General features: G+C 66.7%; 16 protein-coding genes and 3 pseudogenes. 7 read left to right on the top strand and 12 right to left on the bottom strand.

Features of this window, described 5'->3' with window-relative positions; all coding sequences use genetic code 11:
* A partial coding sequence (locus tag ACN0V4_RS20780) for an FAD-dependent oxidoreductase (RefSeq protein WP_417679711.1) occupies positions 1 to 590 on the top strand: 590 nt, incomplete at its 5' end.
* Between the two features lie 78 nt (positions 591 to 668).
* On the opposite strand, the gene ACN0V4_RS20785 is transcribed toward ACN0V4_RS20780, so the two are convergent.
* From ACN0V4_RS20785 to ACN0V4_RS20810, 6 genes are all read right to left on the bottom strand, one after another.
* Positions 669 to 1,814: a CaiB/BaiF CoA transferase family protein gene (locus tag ACN0V4_RS20785; protein ID WP_417679713.1), complete on the bottom strand. Its 1,146-nt coding sequence runs from the start codon at positions 1,812 to 1,814 to the stop codon at positions 669 to 671.
* Positions 1,815 to 1,844: 30 nt separating this feature from the next.
* On the bottom strand, positions 1,845 to 3,134 hold the full coding sequence (locus tag ACN0V4_RS20790; RefSeq protein WP_417679715.1) for a TRAP transporter large permease: 1,290 nt from the start codon (positions 3,132 to 3,134) through the stop codon (positions 1,845 to 1,847).
* Positions 3,131 to 3,634, bottom strand: coding sequence for a TRAP transporter small permease subunit (locus tag ACN0V4_RS20795; RefSeq protein ID WP_417679717.1), 504 nt, complete (start codon positions 3,632 to 3,634; stop codon positions 3,131 to 3,133). The genes ACN0V4_RS20790 and ACN0V4_RS20795 overlap by 4 nt, the downstream gene beginning before the upstream one ends.
* Positions 3,635 to 3,762: 128 nt before the next feature.
* Positions 3,763 to 4,806, bottom strand: a complete 1,044-nt coding sequence (locus ACN0V4_RS20800; RefSeq protein WP_417679719.1) for a TRAP transporter substrate-binding protein — start codon at positions 4,804 to 4,806, stop codon at positions 3,763 to 3,765.
* Between the two features lie 88 nt (positions 4,807 to 4,894).
* Positions 4,895 to 6,082 (bottom strand): acyl-CoA dehydrogenase family protein, encoded by a 1,188-nt coding sequence (locus ACN0V4_RS20805; RefSeq protein WP_417679721.1) that lies wholly within the window; start codon positions 6,080 to 6,082, stop codon positions 4,895 to 4,897.
* 29 nt (positions 6,083 to 6,111) lie between these two features.
* A complete protein-coding gene (locus ACN0V4_RS20810; RefSeq protein ID WP_417679723.1) occupies positions 6,112 to 7,431 on the bottom strand; it encodes an MmgE/PrpD family protein in 1,320 nt (439 codons plus the stop codon).
* Positions 7,432 to 7,599: 168 nt separating this feature from the next.
* On the opposite strand from ACN0V4_RS20810, the gene ACN0V4_RS20815 reads away from it, so the two are divergent.
* From ACN0V4_RS20815 to ACN0V4_RS20825, 3 genes are read left to right on the top strand one after another with little or no spacing between them, the layout of a single operon-like run.
* Positions 7,600 to 8,340, top strand: a complete 741-nt coding sequence (locus ACN0V4_RS20815; protein WP_417679725.1) for a GntR family transcriptional regulator — start codon at positions 7,600 to 7,602, stop codon at positions 8,338 to 8,340.
* 13 nt (positions 8,341 to 8,353) lie between these two features.
* Entirely contained in the window at positions 8,354 to 9,145 is a 792-nt protein-coding gene (locus ACN0V4_RS20820) for an enoyl-CoA hydratase-related protein (protein WP_417679727.1), read from the top strand.
* A 24-nt stretch (positions 9,146 to 9,169) separates the two neighbouring features.
* Positions 9,170 to 10,066, top strand: a complete 897-nt coding sequence (locus tag ACN0V4_RS20825) for a hydroxymethylglutaryl-CoA lyase (RefSeq protein ID WP_417679729.1) — start codon at positions 9,170 to 9,172, stop codon at positions 10,064 to 10,066.
* 25 nt (positions 10,067 to 10,091) lie between these two features.
* Here the strand turns inward: ACN0V4_RS20825 and ACN0V4_RS20830 are convergent, their stop codons facing one another.
* The 5 genes and pseudogenes from ACN0V4_RS20830 to ACN0V4_RS20850 form a co-directional block, all read right to left on the bottom strand.
* On the bottom strand, positions 10,092 to 10,541 hold the full coding sequence (locus ACN0V4_RS20830; protein WP_417679731.1) for an SDR family NAD(P)-dependent oxidoreductase: 450 nt from the start codon (positions 10,539 to 10,541) through the stop codon (positions 10,092 to 10,094).
* A 73-nt stretch (positions 10,542 to 10,614) separates the two neighbouring features.
* Positions 10,615 to 10,911, bottom strand: a complete 297-nt coding sequence (locus ACN0V4_RS20835) for a hypothetical protein (protein ID WP_417679733.1) — start codon at positions 10,909 to 10,911, stop codon at positions 10,615 to 10,617.
* 101 nt (positions 10,912 to 11,012) lie between these two features.
* Positions 11,013 to 11,756: an ATP-binding protein gene (locus tag ACN0V4_RS20840; protein ID WP_417679735.1), complete on the bottom strand. Its 744-nt coding sequence runs from the start codon at positions 11,754 to 11,756 to the stop codon at positions 11,013 to 11,015.
* A complete protein-coding gene (locus ACN0V4_RS20845; protein WP_417679737.1) occupies positions 11,746 to 11,970 on the bottom strand; it encodes a hypothetical protein in 225 nt (74 codons plus the stop codon). Before ACN0V4_RS20845 ends, ACN0V4_RS20840 begins: the two co-directional genes overlap by 11 nt.
* Positions 11,967 to 12,101: pseudogene (locus ACN0V4_RS20850) on the bottom strand (IS110 family transposase); the annotation flags it as partial. The gene ACN0V4_RS20845 and the pseudogene ACN0V4_RS20850, both read right to left, overlap by 4 nt.
* A gap of 559 nt (positions 12,102 to 12,660) precedes the next feature.
* Here ACN0V4_RS20850 and ACN0V4_RS20855 point away from each other — a divergent pair.
* From ACN0V4_RS20855 to ACN0V4_RS20865, 3 genes and pseudogenes are all read left to right on the top strand, one after another.
* A complete protein-coding gene (locus ACN0V4_RS20855; protein ID WP_417679738.1) occupies positions 12,661 to 13,815 on the top strand; it encodes a hypothetical protein in 1,155 nt (384 codons plus the stop codon).
* A 95-nt stretch (positions 13,816 to 13,910) separates the two neighbouring features.
* Positions 13,911 to 15,035 carry a glycosyltransferase family 2 protein gene (locus ACN0V4_RS20860; protein WP_417679740.1) on the top strand — a complete coding sequence of 375 codons (1,125 nt, stop codon included), beginning with the start codon at positions 13,911 to 13,913 and terminating at the stop codon, positions 15,033 to 15,035.
* A 93-nt stretch (positions 15,036 to 15,128) separates the two neighbouring features.
* Positions 15,129 to 15,374: pseudogene (locus tag ACN0V4_RS20865) on the top strand (transposase); the annotation flags it as partial.
* Between the two features lie 28 nt (positions 15,375 to 15,402).
* Here the strand turns inward: ACN0V4_RS20865 and ACN0V4_RS20870 are convergent.
* Positions 15,403 to 15,739 (bottom strand): annotated as a pseudogene (locus ACN0V4_RS20870) (transposase); the annotation flags it as partial.

A 15,739-nucleotide genomic window follows, 5' to 3' on the forward strand; every position in this document is an offset into this window, starting at 1 on the left:
CCATCGGCCGCCGCCCGCGCAGCGAGGCGGCGGGCGTGGCCGAGCTTCGCCTCGACAGGCAGGGGCCGTTCATTCGGATCGACGACCATTGCCGCACTTCGATGCGCGGGGTCTATGCCATCGGCGATGTGACCGGCGAGCCGATGCTGGCCCATCGCGCCATGGCGCAGGGCGAGATGGTGGCCGAATTGATCGCCGGCGCGCGCCGCGCCTGGGATCACCGGGCGATCCCGGCGGTCTGTTTCACCGATCCCGAGATCGTCACTGTCGGGTTGCTGCCCGAGCAGGCGCAGGCCACGGGGCAAGAGACCATCACCGGCCTCTTCCCCTTTGCCGCCAATGGGCGGGCGATGACGGCGGGCCGCGAGGATGGCTTTGTCCGGGTGACCGCCCGCGCCGACACGCAGGAGATCCTGGGCATTCAGGCGGTTGGCGCCGGGGTGTCGGAACTGGCGGCGGGCTTCGCGCTGGCGCTGGAAAGCGGCGCGCTGATCGGCGATGTCACCGGCACCATCCACGCCCATCCGACCCGAGGCGAGGCACTGCACGAGGCCTGCCTGCGCGCTTTGGGCCACGCGCTGCACATCTGACCGCGGGTGGACCGCAGGACTGAAAACGCCCGGTCGCAAGACCGGGCGTTTTTCCATGTTGGAATGTGGCGGGGGTGATCAGGCCCCGCTGTCGATCTTCTCCCGCGCGGGGGCCAGGCTGCGCAGTGACGGGCGGATACCATCGAAGCGCAGCGGTGTGGCCACCAGCCCCAGATGCGGATCGCCGGCGGGCAGGATCATCCCCAAGGCCTCGGTCTGCGGATGGGCCAGCACCTCGCTCACCCGGTTGACCGGGGCGCAGGGCACGCCGACGGCATCGAGCGCCTGGGTCCAATGGGTCGAGGGGCGCGTCTGCACCACTGCCTCGATCATCGCGTTGAGCGTCTCGCGGTTGGCGACGCGGTCGGCGTTCAGGGCAAAGCGCGGGTCGTCGGCCCATTCGGGATGGCCCAGCGTCTCGACCAGCCGGCGGAACAGGTTGTTGTTGCCGGCGGCGATGACGATATGGCGGTCTTCGGCCATGAAGGCGCGATAGGGGGCGAGCATCGGGGTTTCCGAGCCGCTCTTGCCCGGCTCCTTGCCCGAGGCCACGGCATTGCCGATCGGCACCGTCATCCAGCTCAGCCCGGTTTCGAACAGCGAGGTGTCGACGCGGCAGCCGCGGCCGCTGGCCGCCCGGCCCATCAGCGCCGAGAGGATGCCGATCACGCACCACATGCCGGTGCCCTGGTCGATGATCGAAGGACCCACCCGCACCGGCGGCCGGCCGGCTTCGCCGGTCACCGACATGATGCCGGAAAACGCCTGCATCAGCGGGTCGTAACCGGTGTGGCGCCGCAGCGGACCGACATCGCCATAGGCGCCCAGATTGCAGCAGATCAGCCGGGGAAACTTGGCGCAAAGCGCGTCCGCCCCCAGCCCGTAGCGCTCCATCAGCCCGGGGCGCATGTTCTGCACCAGTACGTCGCTGTCGCCGATCAGCGCCTCGAGCGCGGCGCGCTTCTCCTCGTCCTTGAGGTCGACCGCCATCGTGCGCTTGTTGCGGTTGAGGCTGTGAAAGGTCGCCGCCGTGCCGCCGACAAAGGGCGGGCCCCAGTGGCGGGCGTCGTCGCCGCCCTCGGGGTTCTCGATCTTGATCACCTCGGCGCCGAGGTCGGCCAGCACCTGGCCGCAGAAGGGGGCGGCGACGGAATGGCCGATCTCGATCACCCGGATGCCGCGCAGCGGCTGGTCGGGTCGGGGCAGGGCAGGGGCATCGGACATGCGCAACTCCTCTGTTGGTCTTGGATGGGGTCAGAGCCGGGTCAGCACCAGCGCGATGTCGGGAAAGAGCCAAACCAGCGCCAGAACGGTCAGCACGATGGCGAGCGAGGGCAGGGCGGCGCGGATGATGGTCTCGATCCGCTCCTCCGGCAGGATGGCCTTCAGCGCGAAAAGGTTCATGCCGAGCGGCGGGGTGATCACCGCCAGTTCCATGTTGATCACCATCAGGATGCCGAACCACAGTGGATCGAAGCCGAGCGCGGCGGCCACCGGCACGAAGACCGGCACGGTGATCAGGATGATCGAGATCACCTCGAGGAAACAGCCCAGGATCACCCAGACCAGGTTCATGATCAGCAGCACGACCCAGGGGGCGACGCCGGCCTCCATCACCTGTTTTGCCAGGAACTGCGGCAGGCCGATCAGGGTCAGCGCCGATCCCAGCACCAGCGCGCCGACCACGATCGCCAGAAGGCTGGCGGAATGGCGGGTGGCGCTGATCATCACCTCGGGCAGATCGCCAAGGCTGAGGCTGCGGCGCAGCACGACGGTCAAGAGCAGCGCTAGCACCACGCCGATGCCGGCGGCCTCGGTGGGGGTGTAGATACCCAGATAGATGCCGCCCAGCACCACCACCGGCAGCGCCAGATCGGGCAGTGCCCGCAGGGTGACCCGCAGCGCATGGCGGCCCGACCATGCGGTGGCGTCGACGTCCCGGGGGCGCGGTGCCGCCAGCATCGCCCAGATCGACAGCAGGGCGGCGACCAGCAGGCCCGGCAGCAGCCCCGCCAGGAACAGTTGCGCCGGCGACACCGAGGCGAGCGAGGCGTAGATGATGAGCGGGATCGAGGGCGGGATCAGGATGCCGAGCGAACCGCCAACCACCGAGAGCCCATAGCTCAGCCGCTTGGGATAGCCGGCCTTTTCCATCTCGGGGATGGCGATGCGGCCGATGGTGAGGACCGAGGCCATGGAGGAGCCGACGATGGCGGCGAAGAAGGTGAAGGCCGTCACCGCCGAAACGCCGGTGCCGCCGCGAAACCGGCCGACCCAGGCGTTGGCGACGTCGAACAGCTGTTGGCCGACCTTGCCGCGATAGAGGATCTCGCCCATCAGGATGTACATCGGCACGGCCAGGATGACCGGATCGGCCAGCGCCCGCTGCAGCGTCAAGGGAATCTGCACCAGGAACGGGAGGCCAGAGGCCGCCGCGATGGTTGCCGCCCCGGCGAGGCCCAGGGAAAAGGCGATCGGTACGCCGGCCAGCAGGCAGACCAGCAGAACGCCCAGCAGGATGAGGATGATGGTGCTGGAAATCATGCGCGGGCCTCCGGTTTCATTTGGTCGGTCCAGATCGTCAGGCCGCGCAGCAGCACCCCCAGCACCAGAAGGGCACCGCCCAGGGGGATCAGCGCATAGACGATCCACAGCGGCACCTGCAGCAGGGTGGGGGAGAGCATGCCGCGATCGAAGGCGCGCAGCGCATAGGAGGTTCCGAACCAGATCAGGATCGCGGCATAGGGCAGCACCGCCAGGGCGGTGACGGTCTCGGCGATGCGGCGGGTCAGGCCGGTGCGGGTCTCGATCCAGAAGGTCACCCGCAGGTGATTGCCGCCGGCCAGCAGGGCGCCGGGGGTCATGAAGACCGCGAATTGCAGCAGATAGATCGAAATCTCGGTGGCCCAGATGGTGGGCGCATGGAAGAGATAGCGCAGCGCCACGTCATAGGCGGTGATCAGCGGCAAGGCGAACAGCGCCAGGGCAGACAGCGCCAGGACGGCGTTCTGAACCAGGGTCAGCGCGTGCGACACTCGAAACATGGGGCCCTCTTCTTGAAAGGTTGGAGCAGGAGGGACCAGCCGGCGCCAGGGCACCGGCCGGGAAGACGGGCATCAGGTCAGAGCCGTGCCGGGCACGACGGGGAAGAGCGGCGCGGTCTCCTGCCGCCTCAGCTTGCCGGATGGGCGGCGTTGGCGGCGGCTACCGCCGCGAGGATCCGGGCGCCGGCCTCGCCGGTCTTGGCCTTGTAATCCGCAAGCAGGGGGGAGGCCGCCTCGGTCCAGGCCCGGCGTTCCTCGGGCGTCATGTCGGCGATCTCGACACCGGCCTGACGCAGCCGGTCGGCGACCTTTTCGCTATCGGCCTTGCCCTGATCGCGCGAGGCTTTCTGCGCCACCATCGCCGCCTGCTGCACCGCGGCCTTCACGTCGTCGGGCAGCGTGTCCCACCACATCTTCGAGGCCGAGGCGACGAAGGGCAGCCGCATCATCGCGGCGTTGGTGCCGTATTTCGTCACTTCGAACAGCTTGCGGCTAAGCACCGAGGACGGGCCGGTCAGGCAGCCGTCGATGGTGCCGCGCTGCATCGCCTGATAGATTTCCTGCGAGCTCATCGTCACCGGCGAGGCACCCAGCGTGCTGAGCAGCTGCGTCGCATCGAGACCGAAGGAGCGCATCTTGAGCCCGCGCATGTCCGCCGGCATCCGCACCGGCGCGTTGCTGTAGATCTCGACCGTGCCATAGGCCATCCAGCCCAACATTTCATGATCGTATTTCGCCAGTTGGGTGGCGAAGCTGTCGCGCAGCGCCGGGCTGTCCTCGGCGGCCCATTCGGCCTCCCAGGTCTCATAGAGGAAGGGCATCGCCCAGACCCGTAGCAGTTCCGCATCGCGCCCGGCCATAAAGCCCAGGTTGACCTGGCCGATATGGGTGGCGCCGGTGGAAATCGCGTCCGGCAACTGGGTGTCGTTATAAAGCTGCCCGTCCGGGAAGGTCTGCGGCACCAGCTTGATCGAGGTGTCGGCGGTACGCGCCGCGATCTCTTTCGCCAAGGTTTCGAAATAGGTGCCGGTGGCGTGATGCTCCGGCAGGTTATAGGCGATCTTGATGATCTGTTCGCTCTGCGCCCGGACCAGCGACGGCGCCGCCATGGCGCCCAGGGTCGCGGTCGACAGCGCAAGGAACCCGCGCCGGGTCTGTGTGGTCTTGGTCATGGTCTTTCCTCCCTTTCTGCCCTCCTCCTCCTCCGCGGGGTGCGGTCCGGATGCGCGCCGGGGCAGAGCGGCGCGCGGCGGTATCGCGTCAATAGGACCGCGGCATGCCCAGAACGTGCTGGCCCAGATAGGCCAGGATCAGGTTCGAGGAGATCGGTGCGATCTGATAAAGCCGGGTTTCGCGCCACTTGCGTTCCACGTTGTATTCGCAGGCGTAGCCAAAGCCGCCATGGGTCTGCAGGCAGGCCTCGCCCGCGTGCCAACTGGCCTCGGACAGCAGCAGCTTGGCCATATTGGCATCCTCGCCGCAGGGCTGGCCGGCATCGAACAGCGCGCAGGCCCGGCGCAGCACCAGTTCGGCCGCGCGCATCTCGGCATAGGCGCGGGCGATCGGGAACTGCACCCCCTGGTTGGCGCCGATGGGCTTGCCGAAGACCACGCGTTCGCTGGCATAGCGGGTCGCGGTGTCGATGAACCAGCGCGCGTCGCCCAGGCATTCCGAGGCCACCAGCGTGCGTTCCGCGTTCATCCCGTCGAGGATGTACTTGAACCCCTTGCCCTCTTCCCCGATCAGGCTGGAGGCCGGGATGCGCAGGTTGTCGAAATAGATCTCGGTGGTGTTGTGGTTCACCATCGCCTTGATCGGCCGGATCTCCAGCCCGTTGCCGCGCGCCGCGCGCATGTCGACCAGGAACACCGACAACCCATCGGTCTTGCGCGCCACCTGATCGGCCGGCGTGGTGCGCGCCAGCAGCAGCATCAGGTCGGAATAAAGCGCCCGGCTGGTCCAGACCTTCTGGCCGTTGACGACATAGTCGTCGCCGTCGCGCACCGCTCGGGTGCGCAGCTGGGTGGTGTCCGATCCGCTGGTGGGCTCGGTCACGCCAAAGGCCTGCAGCCGCAGCTCGCCGCTGGCGATGGCCGGCAGATACTGCTGTTTCTGCGCCTCTGACCCGTGCCGCAGCAGGGTGCCCATGATGTACATCTGCGCATGGCAGGCTCCGGCATTGCAGCCTGTGGCGTGGATTTCCTCCAGGATCACCGAAGCGGCCCGCAGCGGCAGGCCCGAGCCGCCATAGGCCTCGGGGATCAGCACCGCGAGAAAGCCGCTTGAGGTCAGCGCCTCGACGAATTCGCTGGGATAGCTGTCGGTTTCCTCCAGCTTTTGCCAATAGGCGCCGTCGAAGGGGGCGCAGACCTTGCGCACGGCATCGCGGATCTCCGGATAATCCACGCCGATTTCCACGGATACGGGCATCACATCTGTCTGGGTCATCTCATTTCGTTCCGATTTCAGGGTCCGTTTCAGGCGCGTGCGGCGGCGCCGATGCGGGCGCGCAGGTCGCTGCGGAAGGTTGCGGGGGTCAGCGACTGCCCGGTTTCGCGCTGCCAGATGGCAAGGCAGTCGGCGATCTTCGCCGCAAAGGCCTCGGGGGCGGCGGGGGCATCCGGGGCGCCGGGGTAATGGCGCACCTCGGCCTCGGCCAGGATACGGCCGGCACGGGTGATGTGCAGCCGTACGCTGCCGTGGTCGATCCCCACCGGCATCTCGCCCTCCAGCGGGTCCTCGGCGGTTTCCACCTGTGCCATGATCCGGCGCAGGTCGGGCCGGTGAACGGCGTCATCCGCGAAATCGGGCAAGCCGACGCGGCCCTGGGCGAGCGCGGCGGCGACGCAATAGGCGGCGCAGAATTTCGCCTGCGCCCCGGTCTGCGGATCGGTCACATGCAAGGGCCGCATGCCGCCATAGGGCACCCAGACGGTGACGCGGGCATCGGCGGGCAGATCGTCGGACAGGGTGCTGCTGGCCTCCAGCGCGGCGGCGATCATCCGGTGGGTCAGATAACAGCAGGGAAACAGCTTGCGCGACACCGACAGCGTGTCGGGGACCACGGCGATCCGGTCGGTCGTCCTGCCCGGGGGGGCGCCGCCGTAAAGGTCGAAAAAGCCGCGCGGGCCGAAGATGTCGGGGCTGCCGCCGATCCCGGCCTCGGCCAGGAGCGCGGCGCGCAGCGCGGCGGCGGCGGCCTGTCCGGCCTGCACATGTTTCGCCTGGGTGCCGAAGTTGCGCTGGAACCCGCCGGACTGGGCGGCGGCCAGCGCCAGCGCGCTGCGTGCGGCGGTGCCGGCAAGGCCCAGCAGATGCGCCAGCGCCGCCGCCCCGGCAATCGGCCCGATCGTCGATGTCGCGTGCCAGCCGCGGTCGTAATGGCCGAAACCGAGCGCCTCGCCTAGGGCGATATTGGTGCCGAGCCCGACCGCATAGGCGTCGATCAGACGCGGGACGAGCCCCGGGCGCGCCTCGGTCAGGGCCATCAGCGCAGGCACCAGCACCACGCTGGGATGGGTGACCGAGGTCAGGTGCACGTCGTCGAAATCCAGCGCATGGCCGGCGATGCCATGGATCAGCGCGGCATGTTCGGGGCTTTGCGCCCCGCCCCCGTCGAACAGGGGCGCCGCCTCGCCGGCAAAGACCCGGCGCGCCGCCAGGGCCGAGGGTTCGCCCCAGCCGGCATAGGTGACGGCGAGCGTATCCTCGAACGAGGTCAGAGCCGCCTCCCGCTCGGTCGTGCTCAGCGGACGCGGTGCCGCGATCATATCACAAAGACGCGCGATGAAATCCATTGCCCCCTCCCGGCAAGATGTTCGAATAGGTCCGGCACAAGCGGATGGCGCCGGGTGACGTTCCTCCTACGTCACCTATTTGTCCGGACAATGAATGAGATTCGGTTTGGCTGTCAACGGTGGATTCCACCTTGCCAGAATATTATCCGAACAATTAGGATCGGGACCATGAGCAAAACGCGCCGCACCAAACCACCGCTCTATCAGGAGCTGCACGACCGTCTTGCCGCCGATCTGGCGGCGGGGGTCTATCCCGTGGGAAGCCGGTTTCCGACCGAGCAGGAGCTTTGCGCCCGCCACGGCCTGGGCCGCCATACCGTGCGCGAGGCGCTGCGGCTGTTGCAAGAGGCGGGGCTGCTGTCGCGCCAGGCCGGGGCGGGAACGGTCGTCCTGGCCGGAACACCGCCTGAGACCTATAGCTATCGCATTGATTCAATAGACGATCTTACGGAATACGCTCGCGTCACCATCTTCGACAAGAAGCAGGAAGGGGTGTTGACGCTGCGCGACAAGCTGGCCGAGACCCTGGGTGCCGAGAAGGGCAGCCGCTGGTTGCGCCTGGCTGGTCTGCGCCACACTCAGAATGACGAACTGCCGGTCGCTTGGACCGACATCTATATCGCCGAGCCCTATATTGCGGTGCGCGACAGTATTGGCGGTGTCTCCCGGGCGATCTATCAGAAAACATCCGAACAATTCGGATTCTCCATCGCCCGGGTCGAACGCCGGATCATGGCGGTGGCGATGCCGGCGGATCTGGCGGCGGAACTGTCTTGCGAGCCGGGCGCGCCGGCGCTGATGGAACGGCGCCGCTATTGGTCGGACAGGGGCGAGCTGTTCGAGATCACGCTGTCGTTCCACCCCGGCGACCGTTTCCACCAGACCATCCTGCTGGAGCGCGAAACCTGAAAGGAGGAGGCCCATGGCCCAGTACGAGACGCTGATCCGCGAGGATCTGGAGGGCGGCATTGCCGTCGTCACCCTGAACCGCCCGGCCGCGGCCAATGCGCTGAACACCCAGATGGGGCGCGATCTGCTGGACCTGTTCCGCGGCGTGCTGATGGATCCGGGCGATCTGCGCTGTCTGGTGCTGACCGGGGCCGGGGACAGGGCCTTTTGCGCCGGCGGCGATCTGCGCGAACGCAACGGCATGTCCGATGCCGACTGGCAGCGCCAGCATGTGATCTTCGAACAGGCCTTCTATACGCTGATGGATTGCCCGGTGCCGGTGATCGCGGCGGTGAATGGCGCAGCCTATGGCGGCGGCACCGAAATGGCGCTGGCCTGCGATTTCATCCATGCGGCCGAAGGCGCGCGTTTCGCCCTGACCGAACCCAAGCTGGGCATCATCCCCGGCGCCGGCGGCACCCAGAACCTGCCGCGCGCGGTCGGGCTGCGCCGCGCCAAGGAGCTGATTTTCGCCACCACCCCCTTCAGCGCCGCCGAGGCGGCGGACTGGGGGATGGTCAACCGGGTCTGGCCGGCCGAGGGGCTGATGCCGGGGGTGCTGGATCTGGCCCGGCGCATCGCCGCCAACGGGCCGGTCGCGGTGCGCCAGGCCAAGCGTGCCATGACCATGGGGGTGGAGACCGATCTGAAGACCGGCCTCGCCATCGAGATCGAGGCCTATAACCGCACCGTGCCCACCGCCGACCGGCGCGAGGGGGTGCTGGCCTTCAACGAAAAACGGGCGCCGCGCTTCACTGGCGCCTGACCATCCGAAGGGGGAGGAGACCCAATGACGGACCTTACGATCACCGAGGTGGGGATGCGCGACGGGCTGCAGATGGAGCCCGATTTCGTGCCCACCGAGCAGAAGATCGAAATCGGCCTTGGCCTGATCGCGGCCGGGTTGCGGCGGATCGAGGCGACTTCTTTCGTGTCGCCCAAGGCGGTGCCGCAGTTGGCCGACGCGGCCGAGGTGATCGCTGCGCTGCGCAAGCGCGGGGCGACTCTGGCCGCGCTGGTGCCCAATCCGCGCGGCGCCGAGCGCGCGCTTGCGGCCGGGGTGGACGAGCTGGTGATGTTCATCTCCGCCTCGGAGGCGCACAACCGTCGCAACGTCAACCGCAGTGTCGCCGAGTCGCTGGAAAACATCGCTCCGGTGGCGCAGGCGGTGGCCGGCAGCGGGCGCGGCCTGCGCGCGGCGGTCTCGACCGCCTTCGGTTGCCCCTGGCAGGGCGATGTCTCGCCCGAGGAGGTGGCGCGGGTGATCGAGGGCTTCGCGGCGCAGGGGGTGCGGGCGGTCACGCTGGGCGACACCACCGGCATGGCGACGCCGCCGATCGTGCGCCGGCTTTGCGCGAAACTGGCGGATTGGTTCCCCGAGGTCGAGCTGACGCTGCATTTCCACAACACCCGGGGCATCGGGCTGGTCAATGTGATCGCGGGGCTCGATGCCGGGATCACGCGGTATGAAGCCGCGCTTGGCGGGTTGGGCGGCTGTCCCTTCGCCAAGGGCGCAACCGGCAATATCTGCACCGAAGATCTGGTCTATCTGGCCGCTGAAATGGGGTTGCAGACCGGCATCGACCTGCCGCGGCTGATCGCCCTGGCGCAGCGGATGCAAGAGATCCTGGGCCATGAGCTGCCGGGGCAGGTGATGAAGGCCGGCCCGCGTCTGGCCGCCGCGTGATGTCGGGGCTGCGTCCTGACCGGGGTCAGGACGCGTACCCCGGACGCGGCACATTCGCCATCAGCGTCTGGGACAGCCCGCCATCGACGATGATCTCCTGTCCGGTGACATAGCCGGCGCGCGGGCTGGCGAAGTAAAGCGCGACATCCGCCATGTCCTGCGGATCGCCGATCCGCCCCAGGGGCACATGGCGTTCGCGGGCCTGCCGCACTTCGGGATCTTGGTAGAAGGCCGCGCTGAGCGGCGTCAGCACCAGCCCGGGGCTTACCACGTTCGAGCGGATGCCCCGCGGGGCCTGCCGCGACCTGATCACCACGTAGAGAAAGCCGAAACCGGTCAGACAAAGCGCCACGCTGATCGGCAGGCCGGCCAGGATCAGGACATAGAGCGCGAGAAAGGCGGCACCGGCCCGCCGGCCGGAACTGACCTCGGCAGAGCCGCCCCAACACAGCAATCCGGCGAAGACCAGCGCCACCGCGCCAAGCGACAGCGCGGATCGCGGCGGCGCGGGGCGCGCGGACGATCGTGCCCAGGCGTGACAGCGTCTGTCACAGCAGTGCCATCCCGGCAAAGCCGATCGCCAGGCTGGCGGCAAACCAGAACGGCGCGGTTGGCACCAGCAACAGGCTGGTGGTTTCGTGAAACTCCGAGGCGTCGGCCGCCTTGAGATAGATCTGGCGCGATACCAGCGCGAGAAACCCGGTCTCCGCCACGGCAGAGATCAGCCCGATCACCACCCGATCGCCCATCCGCGACAGCAGCAGATCCATTGTCAGATTGCGCTGGTTCAGGAATACCGGCGCAACGATCATCGCCACGATCACCGGCATGAGCAATTCGGTCATTGCACGCACACATGACTTTCGGCACCACGTTGCATCAGGTTTCCGCAGCTGATTGCGTTAGTCTTCGGCGCCGGGTTGCTTCGGCGCCGGAGGGGGGCGGGCTACAAACCGTCGAAACTGGCCTCGCGACGGCGCAGTGACTCTCCGCGCAGCTTGATGTGATGGCGGTCGCGCGACAGGCGGTCGAGGATCGCGTCTGCGATGACCGGATTGTCGATGAAGCCATGCCAGTCGTTATAGGGGCGCTGGCCGACGATGATGGTCGACAGGGTTCCGCTTCGGTCTTCGATGATGTCGAACAGGATCGATTTCTCGGTTTCGCTCATCGCAACCCTCCCGAAATCGTCGAGGATCAGGAGCCTGAACTTCGACAGCTTCTCGCGCTCGCGCAGGTAAACCCCGTCTTCCAGCGTCGTCGACAGGCTGTAAAGCAGGTCGGAGACTTTGTAATAGCGGGCCTTGTCTCCGGCACGAATGGCGGCCGTGGCGATGCAGGAGGCGATCCAGCTTTTGCCGGTCCCGGTTTCGCCACTGATAAGGACGTTCCAGGCAAAGGGGATCCAGCTGCATTTCAGCAGCTCGCGCATGACGGCGGTCTTGAAGCCCCGTGCCTCGTCGCCAATCAGCTCCTCCGGGGCCGCCTTTATCGGGAGTTTCGCCTCGTTCAGCATCCGCGTCAGCCGGCTGGCCGCGCGCCGTTCCTTCTCCGCGATCAGCAGCGCGGCGAGCCTTTCGACAAAGGCCATGTCCGCAAAGAACGGATCCTTGGCCTGACGGTCGAGCGTATCGGCAAAGCCTGCAAGAGACAGTTCACGAGCAAGCGCAACGACATGTTCATGCTGCATCGTCGTCCTCCGAATAATAGCCCGCACCGCGGATGTTTTCGGACGGTGGCGGGGCCTGGTGCGGTTCGGGGCGCGGAAGCTTTTTCGGGCCCCGGTCAAGAATCTGCCGCAGCGCATCGGCATTGATCTGATCGCGCCGGAGAACCTCGGCACAGGCCGCATCGATCGTGGTTTTGCCGTAGGCCGGCGCGACTTCGAGCAGCCGCGTCAACATGCTTCTACGTCGCTTGGGGGGAGTTGAGCTCCAGGTGCTTGCACACGAACCGCCCGGCCCGCAGCCTCGGCCCCGTGAACCTGAAACACATTCTTCGCCAGATCGATCCCGACCGTGATAATCTCTGACATGACCGCTCTCCTTTGTGGATCGTTGCAGACCCACCTTGGCACACAGATGCCGTCGGGGGGCGGTTACAGCATCAAGGTCGTATGGCGCCCAAACGCCGCGATCACCGCTTCCTCGCCCTCGGACAGGACCATCGGGCGCGGCTCCGACGGCCCGCTCTTCATATCCTCGTTCTCGACGCTCGCTCGCTTCCACCACTTTGCGACCGTCTTGTAGGGGGATGCCAGGTTCCCGGCTCAGTTGCGCGAGCGAAGCTTGCGATCATTCGGGCCGGCCCTTGGACCAATGGCGGGCCAGCCCTCATTATTGCGGCCCGGACAGCATGCGTGGCCGTGGCGCGGCCGTGACGAATTTTTCCCACAGGCCATCCTTCCATTCCAACGAAAAGGATCGCATCATCAAATCGTGGGGCCAAACACCTGGCTGAGCTCGCTGTCCACGAAACCGGCTGCAGCTCAATTGCAGCTTCAACACGGTAGACCGATGTGATAAAAACACCGCGTCTTCCCGCGCCGGGATGAACCAAAATCCACCGGGCACCGCAGGGAAAAGCGCCTCCGCATGAGAACCGTCTGCCATATCGGCCACCACAAGACCGGCACCACCTCGCTTCAGGCCTTTCTGGCGCAGAATGCGCTGTCGCTGCTGAAAGCCGGTATCCTGTACCCTTGGGTTGAATCCCAAGGCGCAGCGGTGATGATGGCCAAGGCGGCCTGCGGAGCGGACAAGGCCGAGATCCTGCCGATCAACGTGCGCGAGGCGCATAATGCGCTGGCCTTCCGAATGCTGACCGACGGGCAGAAACATTGGCGTGTGCCGCCCTATCACAAGGAGCTGCCGCATTCGAAGCAGATGCTGATCAGCCTGCGCAACCAGCTTGAAGCCGCGTCGCCCGTCGATGTCGTGCTGTGTTCCGAGGTGATGTCGCATTTCGGCAAGGTCGCGACGGACCAGATCAGCCGGCTGCGACAGAACGGCCTGCGCCCGGCGCAGGAGTTCACGCTGTGGTGCACGCTGCGACGCCCCGATGAGCAACTGATCTCGTGGCATGGCCAGCAGGTGCGTTTCGGCAACGCCCCCGCCCCGCTGTCGGATCCCGAACACGGCCTGAACCTGACCTGGCTGCATGTCGATTACCGCGGGGTCATCGCTCCCTGGCTGGAGCTCATCCCCGAAACTCAGCTGATTCTGCGGCCCTATGCCGAAACCTTGCAGCAGGGCGGTTCGGTCAATGATTTTCTGAAGAATTCTGGCATCCGCTTTCCCAAAGCCCTGCTGCCCGCCCCCAAGATGAATGTCAGCCGCCATCCGGCGGTGGTGGCGCTGCTGCGTGAAGCCAACCGCGATCTGCCCCGCCCGCTGGCGCAGGAAGTCGCCCATGTCGTCGATCAGCTGGCCCCCGGTCTGGCCCTGCCGCCGGCGCGCGACATCGAAGTCCTGGGGGCTGCGGCCCGGGCGCGGCTGCTGGCGCATTTCCGCCCGATCCATGTCTGGCTGTCGCAGACCAGCGGCCGCGATGCCTTCTTCCCCGATCTGGAAGAGATGGCGCTGTGCCGCCCCATGCCCGAGGCCGAGGCCCTGCGCATTCTGCTGGCCCAGCTCGTGCCCGGTCGGCTTGGTCCCGAAGCCAGCCCCGAGACCGCAGCCTATCTGGCCGCCCTGCGCGATGCCCCGTCGGCATCCAGGGCGGTTTCTGGCGGAGCAGGCGCCCCGTGACCGGGCCATGAGCGGAGGTAGGCAGGGCCGCCCTCCGCTTCCAGATCCGTCCCCGGCCCTGCCACCTCCCCCTTTTTCACAGCCAGGATACCCCGATGCAAGACGCAAGCTGGTCGATTGTCACGACAATGCACGGCATCCCCGAAACGCTGCTGCCCTGCATTGCCCATCACCTGCAAAGCGATGCGCAGGCGATCCATGTCTATCTCGATGCTCCCAACCCGGAGGTCGAGGCGGCGCTGGCCCCGCATCCGCGGGTCATCGTCACGCTCTGCGACGCGGCCTATTGGCAAAGCCATCAGATGCCGCGCCCGGCGGGGCTGGTCAGGCGCCAGATCACCAACCTGCGCCATGCCCGCAGCCACAGCTCCAGCGACTGGATGGTGCATATCGACGCCGATGAATTCCTGGTGCCCGCCCTGCCCCATGCCGGCGAGGCCGACGCAGCGCTGTCGCTGGGCCGCGAACTGGCCATGGTGCCCGATGATATCGACTGGGTGCGCATCCGCAACATGGAACGGCTGCTGCCTCCGGCAGACCCGCGGCCCCAAGCGGAAGCCAGGGCCGAAACCATCTTCGACGGCATCTTCCGCGAACAGAGCCCGGATGCGGCGCTGATCCGCCAGGCCTATGGCCCGGGCGCGCAATATCTGCTGAACGGCTTTGCCGGCTATATCCGCGGCAAGATCGGCCTGCGGCGCGACAGCTTGCTGGTGCCGCGACTGCATGACGTGCTGCCCCCCGATCTGGCCCGCCAGCGTGGCCAGCAGAAGGGCGCCTTCGCGCCGAAACCGTCGAAGCTGCCGCCGTTCCGGGTCATCGAGAATACCCGCATCCTGCATTTCGATGGCTGGACCGCCTTGCACTGGACCTGCAAGCTGCTGCGCTTCGCCGAGATGCAGAACTTCAACGGCCACCACCAGGGCCGGCGCAATTCGGTGCGCTTCATGGCCGATCATCCCGATCCGGCCGAACGGCTGGCGCTGTTCGATGCGGTTCAGCGCCTTTCGGAGACCGGGCTGGCGGTCCTGTCGCGCCATGGTCTGCTGCGGCTGACCCCGTTTTCAGCCGAGGCGCTGACCCGCGCCACCTTCCCGGACGTGGCGCTGAATTTCACCAGCGCGAGCTTCGATGCCCGCCTGCGCGCGGCCGATCCGGATTTCTTCGCCCGTCATGGGGGGCTGATGCCGGAGGGGGCAGAGTCCTGGGCAAAGGGCTGATTTTGGGTCCTGCGCACTGCAGCGGTCTCTAGGGTCGGGTCCCATTGATCCTGCTTTTTTGACATGAGTCAGCCTCCGCAAGGAGACTGACCGATGAGCAATCTTTTCTGGCTGACCGACGCGCAGATGGCACGGCTCAGGCCGTTCGTCGGGAAAACAGTCCCCCGGACTGTTTTCTGATCCGCCTCACGCCCCAAGCGCCATGGCAGGCCGCACGGCGATGACCGGCGGGTTCTGAGTGGCATAATCTCTATAAATCGCAATGGCTTGCTCAGGCGAGATGCGCCGAGGGGTTATGAGCCATCCAAGATCCTCGACAATCGCTGGAAGCGGTGGAGTGGACTTGCCCGGGTTTAGTGGAGAGCGTTTAGCTCACTACGCGGGCCCTGCGCTCGAATGCGATGGGACTCAGGAAGCCGAGCGATGAGTGCCGCCTGACGGTGTTATGGAACCCGTCGATGTCTCTGGCGATGGCGTTTTCGGCTTGCTGGCGGGGCTGCCAGGCGACCGGCCAGATCAGCTCCGAGTTGATGGTCTTGAAGAACGTCTCGACCATCGAGTTGTCGTAGCAGTTCCCCTTGCCGCTCATCCATTGCCGGCAGGCGATTGCCTGCAATCGCCAAGAGGGAGATCAGGATGCCGCGCTTTCGAAGCTTGGCCTGATAGTCGACGGAGCAGTATTGCGATCCTCGATCGGAATGATG

Source organism: Pseudodonghicola sp. (assembly GCF_048268305.1).
GTDB lineage: Bacteria > Pseudomonadota > Alphaproteobacteria > Rhodobacterales > Rhodobacteraceae > Pseudodonghicola.